The sequence below is a fragment of the Humibacter albus DSM 18994 genome (assembly GCF_000421825.1).
GTDB classification, from domain to species: Bacteria; Actinomycetota; Actinomycetes; order Actinomycetales; family Microbacteriaceae; genus Humibacter; species Humibacter albus.
This window is the reverse complement of the sequence record NZ_ATXT01000014.1, coordinates 1-26,103: the sequence shown is the minus strand read 5'-3', so window position 1 is coordinate 26,103 and position 26,103 is coordinate 1. Positions and strand designations below refer to the sequence as shown.

General features: G+C 69.0%; 22 protein-coding genes. 5 read left to right on the top strand and 17 right to left on the bottom strand.

Annotated elements, in window-relative coordinates; all coding sequences use genetic code 11:
• Position 1: 1 nt before the first annotated feature.
• The 3 genes from hutI to hutH form a co-directional block, all read right to left on the bottom strand.
• On the bottom strand, positions 2-1,228 hold the full coding sequence (gene hutI, locus H623_RS0107610; RefSeq protein ID WP_026940067.1) for an imidazolonepropionase: 1,227 nt from the start codon (positions 1,226-1,228) through the stop codon (positions 2-4).
• The gene (gene hutU / locus H623_RS0107605) at positions 1,225-2,880 is read right to left on the bottom strand and encodes a urocanate hydratase (RefSeq protein WP_022900345.1); all 1,656 of its coding nucleotides are present in this window, start codon (positions 2,878-2,880) and stop codon (positions 1,225-1,227) included. The genes hutI and hutU overlap by 4 nt, the downstream gene beginning before the upstream one ends.
• Positions 2,881-2,980: 100 nt before the next feature.
• Entirely contained in the window at positions 2,981-4,564 is a 1,584-nt protein-coding gene (gene hutH, locus H623_RS0107600) for a histidine ammonia-lyase (protein ID WP_022900344.1), read from the bottom strand.
• Positions 4,565-4,665: 101 nt separating this feature from the next.
• On the opposite strand from hutH, the gene H623_RS0107595 reads away from it, so the two are divergent.
• Positions 4,666-5,418, top strand: a complete 753-nt coding sequence (locus H623_RS0107595; RefSeq protein ID WP_022900343.1) for an IclR family transcriptional regulator — start codon at positions 4,666-4,668, stop codon at positions 5,416-5,418.
• Between the two features lie 4 nt (positions 5,419-5,422).
• Here the strand turns inward: H623_RS0107595 and H623_RS0107590 are convergent, their stop codons facing one another.
• Genes H623_RS0107590 through H623_RS0107575 form a run of 4 tightly spaced genes read right to left on the bottom strand, consistent with a single transcriptional unit; the run spans position 5,423 to position 9,418 of the window.
• On the bottom strand, positions 5,423-6,346 hold the full coding sequence (locus H623_RS0107590; RefSeq protein WP_022900342.1) for an arginase family protein: 924 nt from the start codon (positions 6,344-6,346) through the stop codon (positions 5,423-5,425).
• Positions 6,343-7,461: a M24 family metallopeptidase gene (locus H623_RS0107585; RefSeq protein ID WP_022900341.1), complete on the bottom strand. Its 1,119-nt coding sequence runs from the start codon at positions 7,459-7,461 to the stop codon at positions 6,343-6,345. Before H623_RS0107585 ends, H623_RS0107590 begins: the two co-directional genes overlap by 4 nt.
• Positions 7,462-7,502: 41 nt before the next feature.
• Positions 7,503-8,348: an EamA family transporter gene (locus tag H623_RS0107580; protein WP_022900340.1), complete on the bottom strand. Its 846-nt coding sequence runs from the start codon at positions 8,346-8,348 to the stop codon at positions 7,503-7,505.
• Positions 8,345-9,418, bottom strand: a complete 1,074-nt coding sequence (locus tag H623_RS0107575; RefSeq protein ID WP_022900339.1) for an NAD(P)H-dependent flavin oxidoreductase — start codon at positions 9,416-9,418, stop codon at positions 8,345-8,347. The genes H623_RS0107580 and H623_RS0107575 overlap by 4 nt, the downstream gene beginning before the upstream one ends.
• Before the next feature lie 137 nt (positions 9,419-9,555).
• Here H623_RS0107575 and H623_RS0107570 point away from each other — a divergent pair, with 137 nt between their 5' ends.
• Positions 9,556-9,990, top strand: coding sequence for a hypothetical protein (locus tag H623_RS0107570; RefSeq protein WP_022900338.1), 435 nt, complete (start codon positions 9,556-9,558; stop codon positions 9,988-9,990).
• Between the two features lie 50 nt (positions 9,991-10,040).
• Here the strand turns inward: H623_RS0107570 and H623_RS0107565 are convergent, their stop codons facing one another.
• From H623_RS0107565 to H623_RS0107540, 6 genes are all read right to left on the bottom strand, one after another.
• Complete coding sequence (locus H623_RS0107565) at positions 10,041-10,679, bottom strand: helix-turn-helix transcriptional regulator (protein ID WP_022900337.1); 639 nt, start codon at positions 10,677-10,679, stop codon at positions 10,041-10,043.
• A gap of 72 nt (positions 10,680-10,751) precedes the next feature.
• Positions 10,752-12,101, bottom strand: a complete 1,350-nt coding sequence (gdhA, locus tag H623_RS0107560) for an NADP-specific glutamate dehydrogenase (RefSeq protein WP_022900336.1) — start codon at positions 12,099-12,101, stop codon at positions 10,752-10,754.
• A gap of 41 nt (positions 12,102-12,142) precedes the next feature.
• Positions 12,143-12,484 (bottom strand): ferredoxin, encoded by a 342-nt coding sequence (fdxA, locus tag H623_RS0107555; RefSeq protein WP_022900335.1) that lies wholly within the window; start codon positions 12,482-12,484, stop codon positions 12,143-12,145.
• A gap of 49 nt (positions 12,485-12,533) precedes the next feature.
• Positions 12,534-13,052 carry a MarR family winged helix-turn-helix transcriptional regulator gene (locus H623_RS0107550; protein ID WP_022900334.1) on the bottom strand — a complete coding sequence of 173 codons (519 nt, stop codon included), beginning with the start codon at positions 13,050-13,052 and terminating at the stop codon, positions 12,534-12,536.
• A 58-nt stretch (positions 13,053-13,110) separates the two neighbouring features.
• Entirely contained in the window at positions 13,111-14,886 is a 1,776-nt protein-coding gene (locus H623_RS0107545) for a glycoside hydrolase family 3 protein (RefSeq protein WP_022900333.1), read from the bottom strand.
• Positions 14,887-14,939: 53 nt separating this feature from the next.
• Positions 14,940-16,298, bottom strand: a complete 1,359-nt coding sequence (locus H623_RS0107540; protein ID WP_022900332.1) for an MFS transporter — start codon at positions 16,296-16,298, stop codon at positions 14,940-14,942.
• A gap of 166 nt (positions 16,299-16,464) precedes the next feature.
• Here H623_RS0107540 and H623_RS18555 point away from each other — a divergent pair, with 166 nt between their 5' ends.
• A complete protein-coding gene (locus H623_RS18555; protein WP_022900331.1) occupies positions 16,465-17,130 on the top strand; it encodes a TetR/AcrR family transcriptional regulator in 666 nt (221 codons plus the stop codon).
• Here the strand turns inward: H623_RS18555 and H623_RS18550 are convergent.
• From H623_RS18550 to H623_RS0107520, 3 genes are all read right to left on the bottom strand, one after another.
• Complete coding sequence (locus tag H623_RS18550; RefSeq protein WP_245558952.1) at positions 17,030-18,247, bottom strand: RNA polymerase sigma factor; 1,218 nt, start codon at positions 18,245-18,247, stop codon at positions 17,030-17,032. The genes H623_RS18555 and H623_RS18550 overlap by 101 nt on opposite strands.
• A 73-nt stretch (positions 18,248-18,320) precedes the next feature.
• Entirely contained in the window at positions 18,321-18,755 is a 435-nt protein-coding gene (locus tag H623_RS0107525) for a YciI family protein (protein WP_022900329.1), read from the bottom strand.
• 62 nt (positions 18,756-18,817) lie between these two features.
• On the bottom strand, positions 18,818-23,038 hold the full coding sequence (locus H623_RS0107520; RefSeq protein WP_084485792.1) for a DUF7927 domain-containing protein: 4,221 nt from the start codon (positions 23,036-23,038) through the stop codon (positions 18,818-18,820).
• Between the two features lie 257 nt (positions 23,039-23,295).
• Here H623_RS0107520 and H623_RS18545 point away from each other — a divergent pair, with 257 nt between their 5' ends.
• Positions 23,296-24,858 (top strand): helix-turn-helix transcriptional regulator, encoded by a 1,563-nt coding sequence (locus H623_RS18545; protein WP_022900327.1) that lies wholly within the window; start codon positions 23,296-23,298, stop codon positions 24,856-24,858.
• A 309-nt stretch (positions 24,859-25,167) separates the two neighbouring features.
• On the opposite strand, the gene H623_RS21395 is transcribed toward H623_RS18545, so the two are convergent.
• Positions 25,168-25,773 carry an alpha/beta hydrolase family protein gene (locus H623_RS21395; RefSeq protein ID WP_169514908.1) on the bottom strand — a complete coding sequence of 202 codons (606 nt, stop codon included), beginning with the start codon at positions 25,771-25,773 and terminating at the stop codon, positions 25,168-25,170.
• Positions 25,774-25,919: 146 nt separating this feature from the next.
• Between H623_RS21395 and H623_RS18540 the strand changes: the two genes are divergently transcribed.
• On the top strand, positions 25,920-26,103 hold a 184-nt coding region (locus tag H623_RS18540), incomplete at its 3' end, for a helix-turn-helix domain-containing protein (protein ID WP_022900325.1).

Here is a 26,103-nt window from a genome sequence, read left to right as displayed (position 1 = left end):
CTCAGTCCACGCGCAGCTCGACGCCGTGCTTCCAGACCCGACGCACGAGCGGCACGCCGGGGCGGTACGCGAGGTAGACGGGCGACGGGGCATCCAGGAGCACGAGGTCGGCACTCGCTCCGGCGGAGAGCCGACCGACATCGTGGCGGCGCAGCGCGAGGGCACCGCCCGCGGTGGCGGCCCACAGCGCCTCGTCGGGCGTCATGCCCAACTCCCGCACGGCCAGAGCGATCACGAACGGCATCGACGATGTGAAGCACGATCCGGGGTTGCAGTCGCTGGCGAGCGCCACCGTGACGCCCGCGTCGATCAGGCCGCGTGCGCTCGGGTACGGGTGTCGCGTGCTGAACTCCACACCCGGAAGCAGCGTGCAGACGGTGCCGACGCCCTGCGCGGCCGAGCCGGCGAGCGCGGCGACATCGTCGTCGGAGAGATAGGTGGCATGGTCGACGCTCGCGGCGCCGAGCTCGACCGCGACGCGCACGCCGTCGCCGACTCCGAGCTGTCCGGCGTGGATGCGCGCGCCGAGCCCGCGCGCCATGCCCGCTTTCAGAATGCGCTCGGCCTCGGCGGCCGTGAACGCACCCTCGTCGCAGAAGACGTCGATCCAGCGCGCGTGGCCGACGCAGGCATCCAGCATCGGTCCGGTCACGAGATCGACATATCCCGCACGGTCGTCGGCGTACTCCGGTGGCACCACGTGGGCGCCGAGGAAGGTGACCTCGTCGGTCACTTCGGCTGCCAGCGCGGCAAGGCGTTCCTCGTTCGGCACGTCGAGCCCGTAACCGGTCTTCACCTCGAATGTGGTCGTGCCCTGCGAAGCGAGCTCGCGCTCGAACCGCTGCAGCGTGGCGCGCAGCTGTTCGTCGCTCGCAGCGCGCGTGGCGGCGACCGTGCTCAGGATGCCGCCGGCCGCGTACCGCTCCCCCGCCATGCGCGCCGTGAACTCGGCGGAGCGGTCGCCGGCGAACGCGAGGTGGGTGTGGCTGTCGACGAAACCGGGGATGACGGCGCGGCCACCGGCATCCACGCGCTCCACGTCGCCCTGCAGGAGGCGGGCGACCTGCGGTGCGGCGTCGGCCTGGGGACCCGCCCAGACGATTTCTCCCTCGCGGGCGATGAGCGCTGCGTCGGGTATGGCGCCGAGCGGGTCGCCCTCGCGCGCGCCGCGCGCCTGCGGGTCGTTCGTGACCAGCGACCCGATGCCGTGCAGGAAGAGCGTGCTCACGACTCCAGCATGGGGACCCGCAGACCGCGTTCGCGTGCAACCTGTGCGGCGCGTTCGTAACCGGCGTCCACGTGGCGCATCACGCCGGTCCCCGGATCGTTCGTGAGCACGCGCTCGATCTTCTGCGCCGCGAGCTCGGTGCCGTCGGCGACGGTCACCTGGCCGGCATGGATCGAGCGGCCGATGCCGACGCCGCCGCCGTGGTGGATCGACACCCAGGTGGCGCCGGACGCCGTGTTCAGGAGCGCGTTGAGGAGCGGCCAGTCGGCGATGGCATCCGACCCGTCCTTCATGCCCTCGGTCTCGCGGTACGGCGAAGCGACGGAGCCCGAGTCGAGGTGATCGCGGCCGATCACGATCGGTGCGGAGATCTCGCCGGAGGCCACCAGCTCGTTGAACTTCAGGCCCGCCAGGTGCCGCTCCTGGTACCCCAGCCAGCAGATGCGCGCCGGAAGGCCCTCGAAGTGCACCTTCTGCTGCGCCTTCGTGATCCAGCGGCGCAGCTTCTCATCGTCGGGGAAGAGTTCGAGGATGGCGCGGTCGGTGACCTCGATGTCGTGCGGGTCGCCGGAGAGGGCCGCCCAGCGGAACGGCCCCTTGCCCTCCTCGAACAGCGGGCGGATGTGCGCCGGCACGAACCCGGGGAACGCGAACGCCCGCTCGTACCCGCCGAGTTGCGCCTCCGCGCGGATCGAGTTGCCGTAGTCGAAGACCTCCGCCCCCGCGTCGAGGAAGCCCACCATCGCCTCGACGTGCTTCGCCATGGATGCCCGTGCCCGCGTCGTGAACTCCTCAGGGTCTGCCTGCGCGGCCTCGTGCCACGTCTCGACGCTGATCCCCTCGGGCAGATAGCTGAGCGGGTCGTGCGCGCTCGTCTGGTCGGTGACGATGTCGATCGGCGTGCCGCGGCGCAGCAGCTCCGGGAAGACGGTGGCGGCGTTGCCGACGAGACCGATCGAGTGCGCCTGCCCCGCCTGCCGGGCGGCCAAGGCCCGGGTGACGGCGTCGTCGAGATCGTCCGTGAGCTCGTCGAGGTACCCGTGGTCGACGCGGCGCTGCAGGCGCGCACGGTCGACGTCGACGATCAACACGGCGCCGTCGTTCATCGTGACAGCCAGCGGCTGCGCGCCGCCCATGCCGCCGCAGCCGGCAGTGAGCGTGAGCGTGCCGGCGAGAGTGCCGCCGAATCGCTTCTCGGCGACGGCCGCGAAGGTCTCATAGGTTCCCTGCAGGATGCCCTGGCTTCCGATGTAGATCCACGACCCGGCGGTCATCTGGCCGTACATCGTGAGGCCCTCCGCCTCGAGCCGGCGGAACTCGGGCCAGTTCGCCCAGTCGGGCACGAGGTTGGAGTTCGCGATCAGCACGCGAGGCGCCCACTCGTGGGTGCGGAAGACGCCGACGGGCTTGCCGGACTGCACGAGGAGCGTCTCGTCGGCATCCAGGGTCTTCAGCGTGCGCACGATGGCGTCGTACGCCTCCCAGCTGCGCGCAGCGCGGCCGGTGCCACCGTAGACGACGAGGTCCTCCGGCCGCTCGGCCACCTCGGGGTCGAGATTGTTCATGATCATGCGCAGCGGCGCCTCGGTCTGCCACGACTTGGCGTGCAGCTTCGTGCCACGAGGGGCGTGGATCGGCTCTCGGCCGTTCATGGGCAACTCCTTCTTCGACGTTTCCGAAACAGGACATCCGGCCGAGAACATGCCAGATCGTCCTGTTTTCAGCGGGTAACCGCTTTCTGTCCTGCTTCTGTCAACGCAGGGGTCCGGTCACGGCTTCGACGGCGGTCAGCACGGCGCCACCTGCGACCAGCGCCACTGCGGCCTCGATCTCGGCGGAGAGCGGCCGGTCGGGGCCCGGGCCGGCGACGTGCTCGCGGAGCATGGCGCGCGCGGCGGCCGTGGCCGGGCCCGGCTGCAACGGGGCCCGCAGGTCGAGGGACCGCGCAGCCGTGAGCAGCTCGATGGCGAGCACGCGCGTGAGGCCGTCGACGGCGCGGCGCAGCTTGCGGGCGGCGGCCCAGCCCATCGACACGTGGTCCTCCTGCATGGCGCTGGACGGGATGGAGTCGACGGATGCCGGCACCGCCAGCCGCTTGAGCTCGCTCACGATCCCGGCTGCCGTGTACTGCGCGATCATGAGCCCGGAGTCGACGCCTGCCTTATCGGCGAGAAACGCCGGCAGCCCCTTGTTGCGCGAGACGTCGAGATGGCGGTCGATGCGGCGCTCGGCCATGCTGGCGGCATCCGCTGCGGCGATGGCGAGGAAGTCGAGCACGTATGCCACCGGGGCGCCGTGGAAGTTGCCGTTGGAGACCACGCGACCGTCGAGCGTGACCACCGGGTTGTCCACCGCGGAGGCGAGCTCACGGCCGGCGACCTGCCGCGCATGCGCGAGCGTGTCGCGCCCGGCGCCGTTCACCTGCGGTGCGCAGCGCAGAGAGTACGCGTCCTGCACCGTCGGATCCTGGGGTCCGGCGTGACTGGCGACGATCGGCGAGCCCGCCAGAATGGCTCGCAGATTCGCGGCGGAGTCCGCCTGGCCGACCTGCGGGCGCAGCGCTTGCAGGTCGGCGGCGAACACGGCATCCGTGCCGAGCAACGCCTCCACGCTCATCGCAGCCGTGAGATCGGCCGTACGGTACAGCGCCGAGAGGTCGGTGATGGCGAGCGCGAGCATGCCGAGCATGCCGTCGGTGCCGTTGATGAGTGCCAGGCCCTCCTTCTCGGCGAGGGTGATCGGACGGATGCCCGCCTCGGCCAGCGCCAGTGCTGAAGGCACGAGAACCCCGTCGGCCGTGCGCACCTCGCCCTCGCCGATCACCGCGAGCGCACAGTGCGCGAGCGGTGCGAGGTCGCCGGAGCAGCCGAGCGAGCCGTACTCGCGCACGACGGGGGTGATGCCCGCGTTCAGCACGTCGGCGTACGCCTGCGCGGTCGCCGGCCGCACACCGGTGCGCCCCGTCATCAGCGTGCTCAACCGCAGCAGCATGAGGGCGCGCACGACCTCGCGTTCGACCTCGGGCCCGGATCCGGCCGCGTGCGATCGGATCAGGCTGAGTTGCAGACGTTCGCGATCCTCGCTCTGGATGTACGTGGTGGCCAGCGCCCCGAAGCCCGTCGAGATGCCGTAGTGCGGCTCCGGATCGTCGGCGAGCAACTCGACGACGCGACGCGTCTCCGCCACGGCGGCGAGGGCATCCGGGTGCAGCACGACCCGCGCGTCGTGCCTGGCCACCGCTACCACGTCGGGGATGCTGAGCGGGCCGACGCCGACGACGACCTCGAGGGCGGAAGACGAGGCGCGGTTGTCGGTTCCGGTCGTGCTGCTGGTCATGGTTCCATTGCACGCCGGAACCGGTGGAGGCGTCGTCCGCGCCGGCCGATCGATGTCCGGGATACCGGATGACATCGACCTGCGCCGCCTAAACTGGCGGCATGCCGCCGAAAGCCCCCGCCGCAGACGCCACGTTGCGCATTCTGCGGCTCCTCTCCCAGCAGCGCGGGCCCGTCGCTGCCGCGACCATTGCACGCACGCTCGAGCTGCCCCGCTCGACCGTGTACCAACTGCTCGCCGCCATGACGGAGCACGGATTCGTGATACCCATTCCCGAGCTGGCGAAGTTCGGCCTGGGCGTCGCGGCATTCGAGCTCTCCAGCGGCTTCAGCAGGCAGCAGCCGCTCACCCGGGTCGGGGCACCCGTGCTCGCGCGGCTCGTCGACGAGGTCGGGCTGAGCGGCCATCTCACGGTGCTGCTCGGCCGCGACGTGGTCTACCTCGTCGAGGAACGCGCACCGCACGGCCCCTATCTCGTGACGGATGTCGGCGTGCGGCTTCCCGCGCATCTCACCGCCTCGGGCCTCGCCATGCTCGCCGACCTGCCGGCGGCACAGGTGCGCGCGCTCTACCCCGACCGCGGCTCGTTCACCACCCGCACCGGCTCCGGTATCGGGTCGTACCGCGAATTGAGCACCGAGCTGCGGGCGACCAGGGAGCGCGGGTACGCGGTGGAGGACTCGTCCATCACCGACGGAATCAAGTCGGTGGCGGTGGCCGTGCCGGATCACGTCGGCTGGCCCGCCGCGTCGGTGGCCGTCACGTTCGCGGCCGATCGCGACGTGGACGTGCAGGCCACAGCCGCACGGATCGCGCACGCCGCGGCCGAACTGGGCCGACGCATCGGCGGCTAGCGCGTCAGCGCTCGGCGAAGCCCGCGATCGCCTCCAGCACGACCAGCGCGCACAGGCGAACGGTTCGTCCGTCGACCGCGTCACGCGTGGCATCCACTTCGGCGATGTCGAGGGAGGTCACGCGCTCGTCGCGCGCGAGCAGCCGCACGGTGCGTCGCAGCTGGTACGCGCTGAGGCCTCCGGGGACAGAGGCCGGGCAGGCCGGAGCGACGGAGCGGTCGCAGGCATCCACGTCGACGTCCACATGGATCGGACCGCCCGCCGAGCCCCCGGTCGCGAGCGCCTGGGCGACGATGTCGTCGAGGCGTCGCTCCTCGAAATCGCCGCGGGGCACGATCGTGATGCCGGCCTCGCGCGCGCGGCCGTCGTAGAACGCCGAGTTGGCGAAATCGGCGATGCCGAGTTGCACGGTGCGGCGTCCGTCGAGTCCTGCCTCGAGCAGGCGGCGCACCGGCGCGCCGTTCGAGATGCCGTCGCGCAGATCGTGGTGGGCGTCGATCGTGATGAGACCGGCGTCACCGACCCGGTCGCCCGCCTCACCCGCAGACCAGGCGCCGAGAGCGACGCTGTAGGTGAGAGCATTGTCGCCGCCGAGTGCGATCACGAGGCCCGCCCGCGAGGCGGCGGTACGCACGGCCGCAACCGCCTCCGCCTCGCCGTCGCCGTCCGGCTCCGTCACGTCGCCGAAGTCGGCGACGGAGGGCCAATCGACGCCCGGCGCGAACGTGCCATAGCGTTGCAGCGCGGCCCTGATGGCCGCCGGCGTCGCATGGGCTCCGGTCGCCGACAGCGACGTACGCCAGGTCGGCACGCCGATGATGCCGACGCCCACGGACTCGGATGCTCTGAGCGCGGACGGCCAGCGTCCCGCGCGCGGCCAGTGCGGATCGTCGAACAGCGGCGCGACCGTGCTGGCGGCGTCGGTCACGACAGCACCGCGAGCTCGTGCGGCCGCACGTTGAGGCGCTCGACACCGTCGTCGGTGACGATGACGATGTCTTCGATGCGGGCGCCCCACTCCCCCGGGAAGTACACGCCCGGCTCGATGCTGAACGCCATGCCGGGCTGCAGTTCGATGCCGTTGCCCGCCACGATGTACGGCTCCTCATGCACCGAGAGCCCGATGCCGTGCCCGGTGCGGTGGATGAAGCGGTCCGCGAAGCCGGCGTCGGCGAGCACGGCGCGCGCAGCGGCATCCACGCTCTGCGCGCTCGCGCCGGGCCGCACGGCGTCGACGGCGGCCTGCTGCGCGCGCTGCAGCGCGTCATACGCCTCGCGGATGCCTGCACCCACCTCACCGGTCGCGTACGTTCGCGTGCTGTCCGAGTTGTAGCCGAGCGCGGTCGGGCCGCCGATGTCGACGACGACGGTCTCGCCCTCCCCGATCACACGATCGGAGACCTCGTGGTGCGGGTCGGCGCCGTTCGGTCCAGAACCGACGATCACGAAGTCCGCGACAGCGTGCCCTTCTTCCACGATCGCGGCCGCGATGTCCGCGGCGACCTGCCGCTCGGTGCGACCCGGCCGCAGCCACTGAGCCATACGCGCGTGCACGCGGTCGATGGCGGCACCTGCCTCACGCAGCGCGTCGAGCTCGGCGGCGTCCTTGACCATGCGCTGGCGGCGCAGCACGGGCGTGGCGAGCTCGAGGCGGGCATCCGCCGTGGATGCCAGGGGCACCGTGTGCAGCGCGGGCGCCGCCTCCGCGACGGCCAGCCGACGCAGCACGCCCAAGCCGCGTAACGCGAGGGCGTACGGGTCGTCGCCGTCCACCCAGTCGCGCACCTCGATCCCGGCCTCGCCCACGGCAGAGGCACGGAGCGCGGCGAGCTCCATCCGCGGAACGACCACGTACGGGTCGCCGTCGGCCGGGACGACGAGCGCCGTGAGCCGCTCGAACGTGCTCGCACGGGATCCCGTCAGGTACTGCAGGTCGGGGCCCGGAGTGACGATCACGGCGTCGAGTCCCGCGTCGCGGGCGAGCTCGGCGGCGCGGGCCAGCCGTGCGACGTAGACGGATGCGGAGAAACGTTCCTCGGCCATGCGCTCAGCCTACGTCGGGGTATTCGTCAGGACAGAACTGTTCAGGACAGGGCGATCACCGCGACCGACGCCGCGGACAGCACGAGCCCCGTCGACTGCAGGCGAGACCAGCGTTCCTTCAGCACTATCCGTGCCAGCAGCACCGTGACCGCCGGATACATCGAGGTGATCACCGCGATCACCACCAGTTCGCCCTCGCCCGTGCCGGCCGAGTACGCGATCGCGGCGACGGCGGCCAGCACGCCCGCCAGCGCAGGGAGCCGGAGCGAGCCGCGGGCGGGCGTGCGTGCGGAAGGCGTCCCGCCTCGCCACAGCGGAACGAGCAGGAACGGTGCGATCACGAGGCACGCCACGAGCTGGCCGGTGACGACAGGCCAGACCCCGGCAGCAGTCCCGGCGCGCTCGAGCGCGATGAACAGCAGTGCGAATCCCGCACCCGCGCCCACCCCGTAGAGCGCACCTCCGGCGCGCAGTCCGCCGCCGGCCCACGACACGAGCGCCACCGCGACGATCGCCGCGATCACGCCGGCGACGCCGAGCGGCGAGAGACGGTTGCCAATGGCGACGCCGACGACAGCGGGGATCGCCACCGTGAGCACGCCCGAGACCGTCGCCACGACGCTCATCGACCCGACCGCGAATCCCTGGTAGAGCGCGAGAGTGCCGAGCGCGCTGCCCACGCCGCTGATCGCGCCCCAGAGCAAGGGCGCGCACGCCGGACCCGACCCGTGGGCGAACATCAGCGTCACGGCGCCGAACACGAAGCCGACCACGAGCGTCACGGCGGTCACGTACAGCACGGGGCTGCGGCGGCCGGCGACGCCGGCGACGAAGTCGGAGGACCCGTAGGCGAGCGCGGCGACGAGACCGAGCAGTGCTCCGATCACGGGCGCCGCGCGGCGTTCGGGATGCCTGCCACGAGTTCCGCGAACACGTCGCCCGCGTCGTCGAACCGGGCGAGCCGGCTCGCCTGCCCGAGCCACAGCGACTGCAGCTCGCCCTTGCCCTGCTGCCCGGCGAGCGCGCGGAACCGTCCGGTGAGCCAGTTCTGCGTCGGGAACGGGGCGATGGCATCCGCCTCCTCGAGCGTGCGCACGGCGAGGTTGCGCGCCCCGCGCGAGAGGCGGCCGCTCATCGCTCGGGTGAGCACGCTGCCGTGCGCCGGCGTCTCCTCGATCGCTCGGCGATGCGCGTCGTTCGCCGCCGACTGACGGGCGTGCAGGAAGGCGGTGCCGACCTGCACACCGTCAGCTCCGAGCGCGAACGCGGCGGCGACGCCTCGGCGGTCCGCGATGCCGCCGGCGGCGATCACGGGGATGTGCACGGCGTCGCGCACCTGCGGCACGAGGGCCATCAGGCCCACGAGCGAATGCTCGGCCGGCTGCAGAAACGACACCCGGTGGCCGGCCGCCTCGGCGCCGGTCGCGACCACGGCGTCCACGCCGCCATCGGCGAGCGCCACCGCCTCGTCGACCGTGGTGGCGGTGCCGACCACGGCGATGCCGCGATCATGTGCGGCCTCAATGGTGCGAGCATCCGGAACGCCGAAGACGAGGCTCAGCACGGCCGGCCGTGCCTCCAGCACCGCCTCGAACTGCTCCTGGAAGGGCGGGAGGTAGCGCTCCGGAGGCGCGGGCGGCTCGATCCCGACCTCGGCGAAAAGGGGCAGCATCGTACCCACCGCCCGTGCGTACTCGTCGGCCGTGGCATCGCGCTCGGTTCCGGTCGGCAGCCACAGATTCAGCCCGAACGGGCGGTCGGTCTGCACCCTCAGGGCGTGGGCGGTCGTGCGGATGCGGTCCGCGTCGTACCCGTACAGCCCATACGACCCGAGGCCCCCGAGCTCGCTCACGCGCGCCGTCAGCTCCACCGACGAGAGGCCGCCGAACGGTGCGAGCACGACGGGGACATCGATGCCGAGCGTCCGGGTGAGTCGGTCGGCGGATCCTGTCTGCATGCGGCACTCCTGGTTTGATGATAAAAAGGAAGCAGGTGCGGTTAATTATGAGCGCCGGCCGAGGGAGCCCGCACGCGCATCCCGCTCCGCCGTTCTGGGCTCCATTGTCCAGCCTCACGCACCGAAAGGCATTCCCCGTGTCCGCTGCTCTCGCTCTCCAGATCGCCGTCGCCTTCGTGTGGCTCGGACTCGTGCTGGGCATCTCGTTCATCGAGGCGCCGGTCAAGTTCCAGGCGCCGGGGATCACGATCGAGCTCGGCGTCGGCATCGGACGCCTCGTGTTCGGCGTGCTCAACGTGGTGGAGGGTGTCGCCGCCGCCGTGCTGCTCGTGGCGGTCCTCGTGCAGGGGCCGTCCGCCTGGGCATGGTCGCTGCCGATCGCGATCGCCCTCGCGGTCGTGCTCATCCTCGGAGCGCTCGTGCTGCGTCCCCTGATGGACCGCCGCGTGCGGCATGGCAAGACAGCCGACCACATGCCGAAGAACAACCTGCACTTCGGCTACGTCGGCCTCGAGGTGATCAAGGTCGCCCTGCTGGTGTGGATCGGCGTCATCGGCCTCGTCGCCGCGTAGCCTCGTCGCCGCCTAGCCTCGTCGCCGCCTAGCCTCGTCGCGCGACGCCGTCAGCGCGTCAGCGTGCCGCCGAGCGACACCTTGCACAGCTCCGGCTCGACGAAGGGGACGAGCCGCGCCGGCTCGTCGGTGCCGGCCCGCTGCAACAGCCCCTCGATGAGGCCGCGATGCACGGAGCACACCACGTCGGGACGTGCGCGTGCGATGTCGCGGAACGGACATCCGTGCATCAGGATGTCATCGCCGACGTGCTCCGGCTCGAACCCCAGGGTGTCGAGCACGTCGACGAGATCGTTCACGGCGCTCTCGTCATCGGATGCCGGCACCACCGGTTCCGGCATCGCCTCCGCCCAGCGCCGGCCCGCGTTCACGGAGGCGCGTTCGCCCGTGTCCTCGCCGCCGACGACCTGCACCAGCGCTTCGAGCAGCTGCTCCCGCGCTCCCGCCGCCCGCACCTCGCCGGCCGGCGAGTACACCATGCGGGGACGCCCGCGCCGCTTCTCCTGCATCGCCCGTCGCTGCACGAGTCCGGCAACGCCGAGCTGATCGAGATGGAAGCGCGCCGTCGTCACGTGCACGCCGAGCGCATCGGCGACGGCGTGGGCGTCCAACGGATGCTGTGCCGCCGCGAGCACGTCGAGCACACGTCTGCGCGCGCTCGGCTCCAGTGCGGCCGTCGTGTCATCCATGTCATTCACGATAACCCGATTAAACCGAAATTCTCTGCTTCTTAACCGAGTGGCACGCTCAGCAGCGCCGCGTCAGATGAGGCCGAGCGCCAGCATCGAGTCGGCGACCCGGGTGAAGCCCGAGATGTTCGCGCCGAGCACGTAGTCGCCTGGCGCGCCGTACTCGTCGGCAGTCTCGAGGCAACGATCGTGGATGGAGCGCATGATCTCCGCCAGCCGCTGCTCGGTGTACTCGAAGCTCCACGAGTCGCGGGAGGCGTTCTGCTGCATCTCCAGCGCGCTGGTCGCGACGCCGCCTGCGTTGGCCGCCTTGCCCGGCGCGAATCGCACGCCGGCTGCGGTGAGAAGATGAATCGCCTCCGGTGTCGTCGGCATGTTGGCGCCCTCGGCGACCACCAGGCAGCCGTTCTCGATGAGGTGCTGGGCCGCCTTCTCGTCCAGCTCGTTCTGCGTCGCACAGGGCAGTGCGATGTCGCACTTCACGTCCCAGATGGAGCCGCCCTCGGTGTAGGTGACGGATGCCCCGCGAGCGTTCGCGTACTCCGACACCCGGCCGCGATGGCCGTTCTTGATCTGCTTGAGCAGGTCGAGGTCGATGCCCGCCTCGTCGACGACGAAGCCATCCGAATCGGAGCAGGCGACGACGGTGCCACCGAGCTGGTGCACCTTCTCGATCGCGTAGATGGCCACGTTGCCGGAGCCGGAGACGACGACGCGCTTGCCCTCGAACGAGTCGCCCGACGTCTTCAGCATCTCGTCGACGAAGAACACCGCACCGTAGCCGGTGGCCTCCGGCCGCACCTGCGATCCGCCCCACGTGAGGCCCTTGCCGGTGAGCACGCCCGACTCGTAGCGGTTCGTGATGCGCTTGTACTGCCCGAAGAGGTAGCCGATCTCGCGGCCGCCCACGCCGATGTCACCCGCGGGAACGTCGGTGTACTCGCCGATGTGTCGGTAGAGCTCCGTCATGAACGACTGGCAGAACCGCATCACCTCGTCGTCGGACTTGCCCTTGGGGTCGAAGTCGCTTCCGCCCTTTCCGCCACCGATCGGCAGACCGGTGAGCGAGTTCTTGAAGATCTGCTCGAACCCGAGGAACTTGACGATTCCGAGGTACACGCTCGGGTGGAAACGCAATCCGCCCTTGTAGGGCCCGAGCGCGGAGTTGAACTCCACGCGGAACCCGCGGTTGAGCTGCACGCGCCCACTGTCATCGGTCCACGGCACCCGGAAGATGATCTGGCGCTCCGGCTCGAGCAGCCGTCGTACGACTTCACCATCGGTGTATTCCGGATGCTTCGCCACGACCGGTCCGAGGCTCTCCAGCACCTCGTGCACGGCCTGGTGGAACTCCAGTTCACCCGGGTTGCGACGCGTCGCTTCCTCGAAGATCTCGGTCAGGTTCGTCTCGAGTTCGGCCACGCGGCTCTCCCATCGTTTCGGTGTTCATTCCGTTCCGGCGTTCATCCCCGCACAGGGTGCGCCGCCACCAAGGGGGTGTCGACACCCAGCGGACCGATCTTCTGCGCGCCGCCGGGCGAGCCGAGCGGGGAAGCGCGACCGGGCAGCACATCGACGAAGAAGCGGGCGTTGTCGAGCCGGTAGTCCGACCATTCTGCGGGGAGATCATCCTCATAATAGATGGCTTCGACCGGGCAGACCGGCTCGCAGGCACCGCAGTCGATGCATTCGTCGGGGTGGATGTAGAGCGACCGGCCGCCCTCGTAGATGCAGTCAACGGGGCACTCGTCGACGCAGGCGCGGTCCATGACGTCGATGCACGGCTCGGCGATGACGAAGACCATCCCACCTCCCGCTGTTGAAGCACTATAAAAAGGATGTTTCTCCTTTATATTACTTCGATGCGCGAGAAGCCACCCGTCCGAGTTCGCGCAGCAGGGCGATCAGGGCATCCTGCTGCGGACGGGAGATCGCGGAAAGCACCTCGGCCTCGCGAGAGGCCAGCACGACCATCGCGTTCTCCACCGACTCGGCACCGCCCGCGGTGATGCGCACCGGACGGCTGCGCGAGTCGGCCGGATCGGCGGTGCGTTCGATCAGTCGTCGCTTCTCGAGCCGGTCGATCCGGTAGGCCACGGTCGCCGAGGAGATGTGGATCTGCGCGCCCAGCTGCGAGGGCGTCAGCGTGGAGCGCGGCGCCGTGCGCAGGCTGGAGAGGATCTCGAATTCCCAGGGTGCGAGCCCTGCCTCGCTCATCGCACGCTCTCGCACCCGGCGCACGGATGCTGCGACGCGGCGGAGCCGAGACATCACGTCGAGCGGAGACAGATCGACATCCGGAAGGATGCCGGACCACGCGTCGATGACGAGATCGACCTCGTCGTCGCTGCGGCTGGCTTCCGCATCCTTCATCGCGCACCTCCCCTGCCGACGGTAGCGGACAGGGGAGGCGCGCGTGCGTTCGCGCCCGTCAGTATCGCAGGCCGTGCCCGAAGCGGAACGTCGGATCCGCGGTGTCGAACGGAACGTCGGTGCGGCTCGCGACGACGGCGTCCATCGACCGGGGCAGGTCGAACGGGAGCGAGCCCTGCGGTCCCCGGTCGCCGAAGAGCACCGGCAGCAGCGCCGCGTCGCTTACGCCGAAGTCCGCGACGATCGCCCCCGCCTCGTCTTCCAGGCCGCCGAGCACCGCCGGTCGGTCCAGGTAGATGTCGACGACCGTCGGCAGGGCACGCGCGACAGCGGTGATGCGCTCCAGTTCCGCGGGCGGGAACTCCAGCGACCCCGCGTGGAAGAAGCCCTCGAAACCGCCGCGATCGGAGCGGTCCTCGTAGGGCGCCTTGACGCGCAGGATCGCGGCGTCCGCGTCGTCGGGGGTCGTGACCACGGTGGCGTACGGCGCCAGTGCCGTCGCGTCGATGCCCTCGACGTACACGCGGATGCCTCGCGACAGCGGGAGCAGAGCGTCTCGGTTCGTGAGCAGCGTGAGCGAGTCGCTCTGGGCATCCAGCCCCTCGGCGACGAACTCGTCGCTGCCGACGACGGCCTCGGCCCGATCCTCGTCGACGTACGGGTCGTCGAAGAGTCCGAGGGCGAACTTCTCGCGCAGCAGTCGGCGCACCGAGACGTCGAGCCGGTCTTCGGTGACGCGTCGCTCGGCGACGAGGTCGAGCAGCACATCGGTGCAGAGCTCTCCGCCGAACTGGTCGACGCCGGCGTTCAGCGCCTTGAGCATGCGCTCATCGCGACTGAGCGACTCGACGCCCCAGGCGCGCGCCGGCATCGGCGTTCCCATGATCGAGACGTCGGTGAGCAGGCCCCAGTCGGTGCAGACGATGCCCTCGAATCCGAGTTCGTCGCGCAACAGGGTGGTGAGGACCGCCTTGTTGAAGCCGAAGCCGACCTCTTCGTACTCGGTGTCGACGGGCATTCCGTAGTAGGGCATCATCTGGCGGGCGCCGGCGGCGATGGCTGCGCGGAACGGCTTGAGGTGATACTCGAAGTTGTCGCCGGGATAGATCTGCTCCCGCCCGTGGGCGAAGTGCGGGTCTTCGCCATCTTTCTGCGGTCCGCCGCCCGGGAAGTGCTTCACCATCGTCGACACGGATGTCGCGCCGATTCTCTCGCCCTGGAAGCCCTCGATGTAGGCGACGACCAGCTCGGAGGTGAGCTCGGCATCCTCACCGAAGGTGCCGTTGATGCGCGACCAGCGCGGCTCCGTGGCGAGGTCGATCTGCGGGTGCAGTGTGACACGCAGACCGACGGCGGTGTACTCGCGGCGAGCGACGTCGGCGAAGCGGCGAACGCGTTCGGGCGAGCGAAGCGCCGCGAGGCCCAGCGTCTCCGGCCACTGCGAGAACGGGCCCGCGAGCATGGCCGCACCGGGATTGTCGGTGAAGGAGTGGCGCGGGTCGGTCGAGAACGTGATCGGGATGCCGAGCCCGGTCTCGAGGGCGATCTTCTGCGCCGCGTTGTGCCAGGCCGCGAACTCGCGTCCGGAGGGCGCCGCGCCGAGCAGGTTGAAGTGGTTCATGCGTCGGTTGCGCACCATCGCCAGCAGCGACGGGATGCCGAACGCGGAGTTCCCGGCAGACGGGTCGGAGACGCCGACCATCATGTGGAACATGGCGCCGGCCTTGTCGGCGGTGTCCATGCGCGAGAGCAGGTCGTCGACGCGTTGCTCGAGGCCGAGCGAGACATCCTGGTACGGGAAGCGCGCGTCGCGCGCGGTGTCGGTCATGGTCATTCGATCTTCCTTCGATATTCGTCTCGGTGAGGGATGCCTTCAAGGGATGTCTGTCAGCGGGTCGACTTGATGAACCAGACCGCGAATGCGCCGAGAATGCTCAGCACGATGCCGACCGGGAACAGGCCCGCATAGCCGAAGGCGAGCACGATGCCGCCGGCGACCGCCGGGGCGAGCGTCTGGGGCAGGGTCGCGGCGATGTTGACCACGCCGAGATCCTTGGCGAACGACTTCGCAGACGGGAGCACCTGGCTCATCAGCGCGGTGTCCACCGCCTGGAACATGCCGAAGCCGAGTCCGGCGACGACGGTCATGATCATCCACGAGCCGAGCGTCGGCGAGAGCCAGGGGAACACCAGCGCCAGACCCGTCACCACGGAGGACGCGAACACGAAAGGCTTGCGGCGGCCGACCTTGTCGGAGAGCGGGCCGGAGACGAGCGTGGCGATGATGACGCCGGCGAGGCTGAGGATTCCGAGGAGCGGGATGACCTCCTGGGGCTCCTTCACGTGCAGGTAGTCAGTCAGGATGTACAGCTGATACCCGGTAACGGCGAAGTACCCGGTGTAGAGGAAGAGTCGGCCGATGAACGCCCAGAAGAAGTCCGGGTATGCAATCGGGTTGACCCAGAACGTCTTCACGAAATCGATGAACTTGAACGGCTCGGGGGTGATGTTCGTGCTGGGGTGGTCGGGGTTGAAGGCGACGAAGAGCAGCGTGACCAGAAGCGTGAACACGGCGAACACGATGTAGCCCGCGGCCAGGCTGTTGAAGAACATCGAGCCGACGATCTGCCCGCCGAGCGCGCCGACCATGGCGCCGATCCCCGTGAGCGCGGCGAACGTGCCCCGTCGGGCGACCGGAACGCGGTCGGGCATGATCGCGCTCAGCGGGCCCTGCACGAAGTTGAAAGTGATCTGCACGAGCGTCCACGCGATGGCGATGCCCCACAGGCTGTTCGCGAACGCGAGGCCGACGAGGGACAGGGCGCCGGCGAGCGCGCCGAGCACCATCCACGGCGCGCGACGGCCGAAGCGGGCTCGGGTGCGGTCCGAGATCTGGCCGGCCACCGGCTGCGCGACCATGGCGGCGAACGCACCGATGGTCGACACGAGCGCGAGGTTCGCGACTTTGTCGGATGGATTCAGCAGGGTCACCTGCTGCGGAAGGAGGATACCGGGAATCGCACCCCAGAGCACGAAGACGGCGAAGTTCGCCGGGGCGATCCAGACCAGGAGGCGACGGATGCCCTTCACGGGCGCCGGCGGGTCGTCGGTCCCTCCAGCAGTGGCGACGAAGGTCGTCTCCGTGAGGGGCTCCGACACGATCGGAGCTGCGGTCGGCTCCACGATCTGCTGGATGACGGGTTCGGAGGTGGACGACGAGGACGAGGGTTCTGACGACGGTGTCATTTCGTTCCTTGGGTGCGATGAGTGCGACGGTTCGGATGGACGATCGGATGCACGCTAACACATAAAACCGGCACTTCTGCCGGTTTCTTGAGAAAAATCTACAAATGTGCCGGTTTTCATGCTCAGGGAGCGCGTCCATTCACCCTTCGACGGCAGAATGTCAGGGATGTCTGAGCGCACCGAACAGGGATATGCCGCCGGTCGAGCCCGCCGCGAGAAGATCATCGATGTCGCCACGACGCTCTTCGGGCAGGTCGGATTCAACGGCGCCACCATGCTCGAGGTCGCCGCGGAGTGCGGCATCTCGCGGGCGGGTCTGTCGCACCACTTCCCCACCAAGGAGTCGCTGCTGGAGGCGGTGCTCGAGACGCGCGACCGCGAAGACCTCGAGCGCTTCCGCAAGAACGGCTCCGGGGGTGCGGACGGCATGGGCATCCTGCGCGGCATGGTCGACCTGGCGGTGCACAACACGGCGGTGCCAGGGATCATCGGCCTCTACGCCGTGCTCTCCGCCGAGGCGGGAACGCCGACGCATCCTGCGCACGACTACTTCGTGCGTCGATATGAGCGCATCCGCAGCGGTACTGCGACGGCGCTGAGGCGTGCGGGCGACGCCGGTTACCTCGCGGACGGCGTGGAGGTGGAGGATGCCGCGATCGAGTTGACGGCGCTGATGGACGGTCTGCAGGTGCAGTGGCTCCTCGACCCCGAGTCGGTCGACATGCCGGGTGTCATCCGTCGCCGCATCGAGCAGGTGCTGTGCGTGCCGCTGTTCGACGCAGTTCCTCTCGGTGCCGCGACAGAAGCGCACGCTCCACGTCGTTCTGCGTGAGGGCGATGGCCGCCTCATACGCGCGCACCGCGTCGTCCCGCTTCCCCGCACGCCGAAGCAGATCGGCGTACGCGGCCGCGACGTAGGGATACACGCCGGAGATCGGCGCCGCGCGCAACGGTTCCAACGCGTCCAGTCCGGCCTGCGGTCCGTCGCGGAAGCCGATCGCCACGGCACGGTTGAGCTCGACGACGGGTGATGGCCACCGCTCGAGGAGCTCGCCGTACAGTGCGACGATCTCGTCCCAGTCGGTCGCCTCCCATGACGAGGCGGTCGCGTGAACGGCCGCGATCGCGGCCTGGACGCCGTACTCGGTCGTCCCCTCGCGCAGGCTTCGAGCGACGAGCGCGGTTCCCTCGCCGATCATGGCCGCGTCCCACCCCGAGCGGTCCTGATCCGCGAGCATGACCGCCTCCCCGGTCGCAGACACCCGCGTCCCGCGGCGAGCATCGATGAGAAGCAGCAGCGCGAGCAGACCCGACACCCGCGCGTCCCGCGGAACGAGGTCATGCAGCAGACGCGCCAGCCGCACGCCGCGATCGGCGAGATCGTCACGACGCAAGCGCGCTCCCGAGGGCGCGGTGTGCCCCGTGGTGAAGATGAGGTGCACGACGGCGAGCACGCTGTCGAGGCGTTCCTCGAGCTCGTCCGCAGCGGGCGTGCGGAACGGGATGCGAGCCAGAGCGATCTTCCGCTTCGCTCGCGTGATGCGTGCCGCCATCGTCGATTCGGGCACGAGGAAGGCGCGAGCCACCTCCGCGGTGGAGAGCCCGCACAGCAGCCGCAGCGTCAGCGCGACCTGCGATCGCCGCTCGAGCGACGGGTGACAGCACGTGAAGATGAGTCGTAACCGGTCGTCGTCGAGACCGACGGCGACCTGGTCTGCGGGATCGGCGGCATCCCGTTCCTCGACCACCAGGAGCGGCAGATTTCGCGCGGCCCGGGCGTCGCGGCGCATCAGGTCGAGAGCCCGGCGCCGGGCGACCGTGATCAGCCAGGCACCGGGTCTGCTCGGGATGCCGTCGTGCGGCCATCGCGAAAGCGCCGCGGTGAACGCGTCCTGTACGCAGTCCTCCGCGAGATCGAGGTCGCGCGTGAGCCGGACGATCGTGGCCACGAGCAGCGGCCACTCGTCACGGGAGGCCGCCGTGATCGCCTCGGCGACCGCGTTCGTGTCCTGCGACCGAGGCTCAGACAGGCTCGACCACCGGCCTGATCTCGACGCCCGCCGTGTAGGGGGCGGCGGTCTCGGGCAGAAGGGATGCGAGACCGATCGCCTCATCGAGATCGGCCGCCTCGATGACGTAGTAGCCGCCGACGACCTCCTTCGTCTCCAGGAACGGCCCGTCCGTCACGTCGGAGGCGCCGTCGCGTCGCGAGCGCACCGTGGTCGCCGTGCTCGCTGCCTCGAGTTCGCGCCCCTCGAGGATCCTCGTGCCGGCGGCGGCCACGAAGCCTCGATGACCCTCCTCGATGCGGCGACGCTCGTCGGCGGGAGTCTCTTCCCACGCCTCTCGGTCGCCGTGGATCAACAGCATGTACTTGCCCATCTCGATCTCCTCGAAGGTGAATGTCGGGCTCACGTCGAACCCGCTCACTTCATCGACGAACGGGAGCACCGTCATATCGACAACCGTGCCAGGGATCCATGGGATTGCCCAGGGGTGCAGGGCGATCCCCGTCACCGTCAGTCGTCGGTGGCGTTCCTCCGACGGCGCATCATCATGAGTCCGACCCCGGCGAGGAGCGCGAAGAGCGCACCCAGCGGCCCGGCAGGGCTCAGGTTCGAGCCGGTCGAGGCGAGTCCCGGCGGTGGCGGGGTGATGCCGTTGTCGGTGCAGAGGTTGCTGCCCGGGGCGCAGATCGGGTCGCCGCCGGTCACGGCGAGGATGTTGCCGAGCCTGTGGTTGCCCTGCTTGGCGTGATCCTTCACCGTCACGGTGTAGGTCACTTGAGCCGCCGCTCCGCTCGCCAGGCTGCCACTGATCTCCATGGCGTCACCGGTGATCGACGCCTTCACCGAGGCCGCCGAGCTGTGTGGCGCCGTGGTGATGGCGGCATCGTCGAGCACGTCCTTGAGGTAGTCGGTGTACTCGACGCGGCCGGCTGCAGCAGCGGGGTTGGTCGACACGTTGGTGAACGCGAGCGTGTACGTCACGCGCTGACCGTCCTTGACGGCGGTCCCCGAAGCCGGGTTCACGCTCTTGGTCGCGATGATGTGCGAGACGTAGTTCACGGTGCAGTCCGGGAACTCGTCGTCGGCGGGGTCGCAGCTCGCGAGCGGAGCCTCGCCCGGGTCGACCAGGAAGTTGCCCAGCTGGTCGTCTCCGCGCTGACCGTCGGCGCTGACCGTCACGGTGTACTCCACCGTCACCGTCTGCCCGGGAGACAGCGCATCCGCGTGAACAGCGAGACGACCATCGGTGAGGGGCGACACCGACACGATGGGATCGGATGCCACCGGGTCGGCCGTCACCGTCGCGTCGTCGAGCACGCCCGTCAGATCGTCCTCACGATCAATCGCGACCGGCGCGGCGCCCGTGTTCCGGAAGTGCAGCGTGTAGGTCACCGACTGCCCGGGCGCCACGTTCGTCCCGGATGCGGGGTCGACGGTCTTCCAGTCGGTGAGCTCGCCGATCGGATGTTCCGTCGTCGGCGGCCCGCACGGCCCGTCGCCGCAGATCTGCGGGACGTCGGGCGTCAGCACGTTGGCGGCGATGTTGTCGCCCCGCTTCCCGTCCGGTTTCACCGTCACCTGATACGTGACCGTGACGGTCGTCCCCGTGGCGATCGGTCCGGTCACCCGAATGCTCTCGTCGACGACCGCCGCTGATACCGCGGGGTCGGATGCCGCCGGTGCGCTCGTGAGGTCGGCGTCATCCAGCACGCCGCTGAGATCGTCGGTGGAGTCGACGACTCCGGCCGCCGTTCCGTCGTTGACGTACGTCAGCGTGTAGGTGACCACCTGGCCCGCCTGCACCGCAGCGCCCGAGGCGGGATCCGATGCCTTGGCGGCAACCACGTGGGGCAACCGAACGGTGACGGTCACCGGGGCACAGTCATCCGCGCAGGTCACCGCGTTCACCAGGGAGTGGTCGCCGACATCGGTCACCGTCACGGTGTAGCTGAACGAGGTGACGGCTCTCGAGGCCAGCGCTCCGCGCCAGGTGAGCGTCTTCGACGTGTCGTCCCATGCAGTACTGCCGGACTCACTGTCGATGGTGTCGGTGTCGAGCACGGCATCGTCGAGAACGCCGGTCATGTCGTCCGTCACGATCGCGGGGTCGCCCGCCGTGTAGTCGGCCGCCCCGTCGTTGTGCACCGTGACCGTGTACGTGACAGTGTCGCCCGTGTTCACACCGGCGGCCGGGTCGGCGACCTTGTCGATGGCGATGTGACGCACGGGGTTCGAGGTCGCCGGCGGGTCGCAGGCCGGCAGGCTCGCATCGCAGGCCAGCACGTTCCCGAGCACATGATCGCTCTGGTCCGCGAAGTCCTTCACCGCGACCGAGTAAGTGACGGTCGTCGTACTGTTCGCAGGAACCGCACCGGTGATCGTGAACACCCCATCGCCGTTCACCGCGCCGAGCGTCAGTCCGGGCGCGGATGCCGTCGGTCCCGTCACGAGATCGGCGTCATCGAGAACGCCGGACAGGTCGTCCGACGTGTCGACGATCGCCGCGGCACCACCGCTGTTGGCGAACGTGAGCGTGTACTCCACGTTCTGACCGGGCACCACGCTGCTGCCGTCGGCCGGGTTCACGCTCTTCGACTCGGTCAGGTGCGCGGCGGGCACGACGACGTCTGCGCAGGCCGCCGCCGGGTCGAGCGCCAGGTTCGCCGGAACACATGCCGTGTTCGCGAGCGAGGCATCACCGTCGGCGGTGGAGTCGTAGGCGACGGAGTAGGTGATGACGGCGGACTGGTCGGCGTCGAGCGCACCGGTCCACGACAACGTGTGCGCGTCGTCGAAGACGACAGTGCCGACCGTTGAGGACGCGTCGTCCCGGTACTCACCGTCGTCGATGACCCGGGAGAGGTCGTCGGTCGCGGTGGCGGGAGCAGCGGCGGTGAAGCCGCCCGGTCCCTTGTTGGTGACGGTCACCGTGTAGGTGACCACCCCGCCGTTGGCTCCGATCTCGGCGCGATCGGCCACTTTGGCAATCGTCAGCCTGGGCAGGGTGAAGTTCTCCGGCGCGCAGGGCTCGCCGGTCGCCGGATCGGCGCCGGGCTCGTCCGTGATGTCGCATGACGGCACGGTGGCCGGCGGTTCATCGGGCGGCGTTACCGCCTCGGGCTGCCAAGCGACGTTGCGCACAGCTCCGTCACCGCCGGCCTTCAGCGTGACCGAGTAGGTCAGGGTCACTGACCGGCCTGCCGCCAGTGGGCCGCTCCACCGTAGGAACGACGGAGCGATGAACGTGGGCGCGTCGCCCACGCTCGCCTGCGCATCCCCCTTGTAGTCTGCGTCGTCCAGCACACCCGAGAGGTCGTCGAAGACCGTCGCCGGCTGGTCGGCGGTGTAGTCGAGGTCGCCGTTGTTCGTCGCCGTCACGGTGTATGCCACGGTGTCGCCCACTCGCGTGCTGCTGCTCGCCGTCGACGTCTTGACTATCGAGAGACAGCGGCCGCTCAGGCTGATTTCACCGGTTCCGAGATCCGCGGGCAGGTAGGTCCAGTCGTCGATGACGCGCTGGTTGCCCCAGCTGTTCGTGCTGTAGTCCCAGCCATGGACAGGAGTCGATGAATCGACGCCGGCGGTTCCATCGGTCTGAGGGGTTCCGTTCGCCCTGGTCCCGGGCATCGTGCTGTCGTTCCAGTAGATGGTGGAGTCGGGTGAACCGGTGCCGTTCAGGCGGGTGATGGAGATGCCGCCACGCTGCTCGACATCGGTCTGCAGCACGTGGATCTCGCCCAGCTTGTCGAAGAACAGCCGGGCATGCATCTGAGTGCAGTCCGTGATCCGGTCGCCGGTGCCGTCGACTCCGTCGAAGTGGTACGTGTAGCTTCCGCTGCCATCGGCGCCGAGTTGCGCCACGACGTCCCGGGCGTCGTCGTAGCTGCCGTTTCCGTCCACGTCGATCTGGAGCTGATAGCTCCCGGAGAAGCGCGGGTTGATCGAGTAGCTGAACGTTCCACTGCTCGCGCTCAACGAGTCCTGCTCGAACGCCAGGTCGTCCACCGCAAGGTCGGCGGGCGAGAGAACGTCCGGGAGCACGTTCACCGTGCCCGCTGCGGACGGTGCGGACTGGGGAAGGTCAGCGGACGGCGCCTCGAAGAACACCCGGTACAGCTCTCCACAGTCGGGGAGCGGCGGCAGCGGGCCGTTGGAACCGTCTTGCGTGATCTCGTACGAGGCGTATGTCGGAGTGCAGTCTTTAGAAGGCCAGCCCACCGAATTGGCCTGGATGGTGGAATTGATGCCGTTATAGCTGGGCAGGTGCACCTGGTACAGGTACCCCGTGTCGTTGACGACCCAGTAGTTGAGCTCCGGTACGGCGTTGGTCTGGGCGATGCTGTACGAGTTCGTCCAGGTCCGCCCGGTCACCTCGGCCCCCGCCGCGTCGACGGTGACGTTCCAGTTGTAGGTGGATGCGCTTGGCAGGTCGATCGTCCAGACGCCCGCCGTCGTCGCGGGGTACGTGCCCGCGCCGGTATGCGCCGTGCCGTCTGGTTCCTGAACCGTGCCGACGCCGCCCGAGACGACTACCGATTCGCCCGCCTTCGCGTACGCGTAGATGACGTTGTGTCCCCAGCCGCTCGTCCCCGGCACATTGCCGGCAGCCTGGGCCGTCTGCACCGTGGTGACAAGCGCGAGGAACGCGGCGAGCATCGCGATCACGACGCCGACTGCCGTGACGCGCGTCACTCGCGATCGCGTGCTGAGCACAACAGAATTGCGGACCATCGGTGCATCCCCCGGTTCAAACCGACTCACGGCACAGCTCTCCTTCGGCGCGCGCCCCACGCGCGGCTGTGCTCACAGGTTTTCTCAAGCCAATCGATAAGAAGTCGTGGAGCACAAACCGAGCGGAGCGTTTTAACCCCGGCGCCCGTGGAAATGCACCGTTCCGGCCCCCGTTTGCGGGGTAGACCGTCAACGACGTGCGCGGCTCCGGTCAAGCCCTCCTTTCAGTGATGCACGCCATGACAGACTGAGGTGTCATGGTGTCCAACGGAAACGGTTCAGCATCCGACTCCGACGATCGGCCGGGCACCGCCTGGGTAGCGCCGCATCGACTGCCGGGTGTCGTGGCATCCACCGCAGAGCGGGAAGGCTGGGAACCGGCGCAGGCGCTCGTGGAACGGCACTGGGACCGCTATGTCTCGAGCGCGCCGGCCCGGCTTCTCGAGGCCATTCGCGCACTGCCCGGCGACGCCTTCATCGAGCGACCGACCATGCTCGTGGCCGCCAATTTTCTCCAGCACGTTCTGGCCGGTGGAAAGCCGGGCACGTTCTCGCACGGCGAATGGCTGGACTCCGCGACCGACTCGGGCCGGGCGACGCTCATGGACACGCTCGGCCTGTTCACCGGCAAAACGGCAAGCCTGCGTACCGAGGGACGATTCGCCGAGTCGGTTCGCGCAGCGCTCCAGGCCCACAGTGCGCTGGAAGAGGCCACCGCGCGCGAACGGGCCGCAGTGAGCGTCTCGCTTCCGCATTACCGCATCCAATGGGGACGCTCGCTCGAGCTGGGCAATGCGCCGGGTGCCGATCGCGAGTACGAGGAATCATACGATCTCGCCATGGCCACCGAGCAGCCGGCCGTGGCACGTCGCGCGGCCGCACAGTTCGCCTGGCTGCTCGCGATGCGAGGACGGCTGAACTTCGCTGAAACCTGGCTCGCCCGTTCGATGGCACTCGCGCCGACCGGCGGCCGCTATGAGGTGGTCGTCTACCTGACCGACGCCCTGCTCAAGCTCGATCGCGGAGACATCGCCGGCGCGGGTCGTGAGCTCTCGAGAGCGCACGGTCTCGAGGTGGGTGAGTACTGGTCCGCGGCGCTGTGGGTGCGTGCCATGCACGCCCGCGGGCCCGCCGGCGCCGCGATCGTTGAGAACGAGTTGTTCGAGGAGGTGAACCGTCGAGGGAAGGCGCTCGCGCATGGCGGCGCCCACGGTCGTTATGTGCGCGCCGCGCAGGCCCGTCTCTCGGCGCTTCGTCGCCCGCCCGGTGAGGACACGTCCACACGAAGCCTCTCGGCCGCCGACCGTGTCATCTCATCGGCTCACGCCTACGCGAAGGGCCGGTACGAGAAGGCGATCACGGTGGCCAGTGCCGCAGCGGCCGCGTCCGAGCCGCCCCGCACGCAGTGCGCCGCCCTGCTCGTCACAGCCGCCGCAGAGCGAGCACTCGGTCGCACTCGCCACGCCGCCGACGCCTTCGCTCAGGCGAACGCCCTGATCGAACACGAGCGACTGTACTCGGCATACGAGTGCGTGCCCGCCCCGGATCTCGAGCGCCTCGCGTCATTGGCCGGCGTCACGGTACCGCTGGCCGCGGCACTCTACAAGGACGACCGCGATCTTCCGGATTATTCGCTCACGAAGCGAGAAACCGAGGTGCTCACCTTGCTCGCGACCGAGAAGCCGATGGCCGAGATCGCCGCGGGTCTCTACATCAGTACCAACACGCTCAAGGCCACTGTGCGTCGCCTCTACCGCAAGCTCGGCGCGAGCTCCCGGGCGGACGCCGTGGAGATCCTGCGCCGTGACGGGCGGTTCTGAGCTCGGGATGGCCCGCCCCGGGCAGCGTGACCGAACGGTTCGAGGCATCCGCAACGGTGCCCCTGGAGGGACCCGAACTGATTCCTGATCAGCGACCTGGACCAACATGAATCGGCTGGAACCGCAGTAATTCACAGGGCGCAAGGCGCGCGATCGACATTCTGCGGCATACGTAGACGCATGGCCACGCGGTCGATAGCACACCGTTTGGCACATGAGGCGGCACATTGTGGAACCGTAGCGATAGGTCGCGGTACGACCGCCGGACGGGGATGTTCGGCTGCGCATGCTGGATCTACAACTGCCGCGTCAGCTCGGGTCGTTAGCCACGTAGCAACCCAGCCAATCGATAATCGTCTTATCGAATCTCGCGGCGTCGGCGTTGTATTCCGCACAATGTGGAACGTCATCGAACACGACGAGCCGCACGTTGGGCTGTTGAGCCGACACGAATCTTGTGGAGAGTTCGAACGGAACGAGCCGATCTCCATGCGAGTGGATTACGAGACTGGGCGCTACGACCCTCCACCGCCGTGTCCAGTCGAGTTCGTCGAAGTCCAAGCGAACTGGCGAACCAGTCAGACGGAAGAGCCCCGGAGCGGCCAGGATCGCACACGCCAGCCACGCAAGGATGGCTGGCGCATGGGCCTGACGCGCGGCGGAGCGTACGATGCTGCGCCAGTTCGTGGCCGGGTCGATGAAAACAAATGCTGCGATCGAATCGCGGTTGATTGATCGCTCTCCCGAAAGAAGTGCGGCTGTCGCCCCCATGGACCATCCAAAGAGCACCACCCGCTTTGCGCCCGACCGAAGTGCGAAGGCAATTGCCGCGTCGACGTCACGCCACTCGCGGAGTCCGAGCGAAGAGTGAACCCCTCGGCGCGAGACAGATTGCTCTTCACCCGCGTAGCTCATTACGAGAGATATCATCCCGCTCGCGCTAGTTGTGATGTCCAGGGACGTTGTTTCGGTGACTTGGCTTTGAGGAGTTGAGGGGCGAGGACCTCCGGTTGTGAAGTGGAGCTATTGAGTTCAACCGCTTCACGAACCTGGAGGCCCTCGTGTCCCATGCTAATGCTGCCCTGACTCCGCGTGCCCGGCTGCGGCTGGCGCGCTTGATCGTCGAGGACGGGTGGCCGCCGTCGGTCGCGGCGAAGATGTTCATGGTCTCGCCCGTCACCGCCCGAAAGTGGGCAACCCGACTGCGCTCGGAAGGGCCGATCGGGATGGCGGATCGGTCCAGCA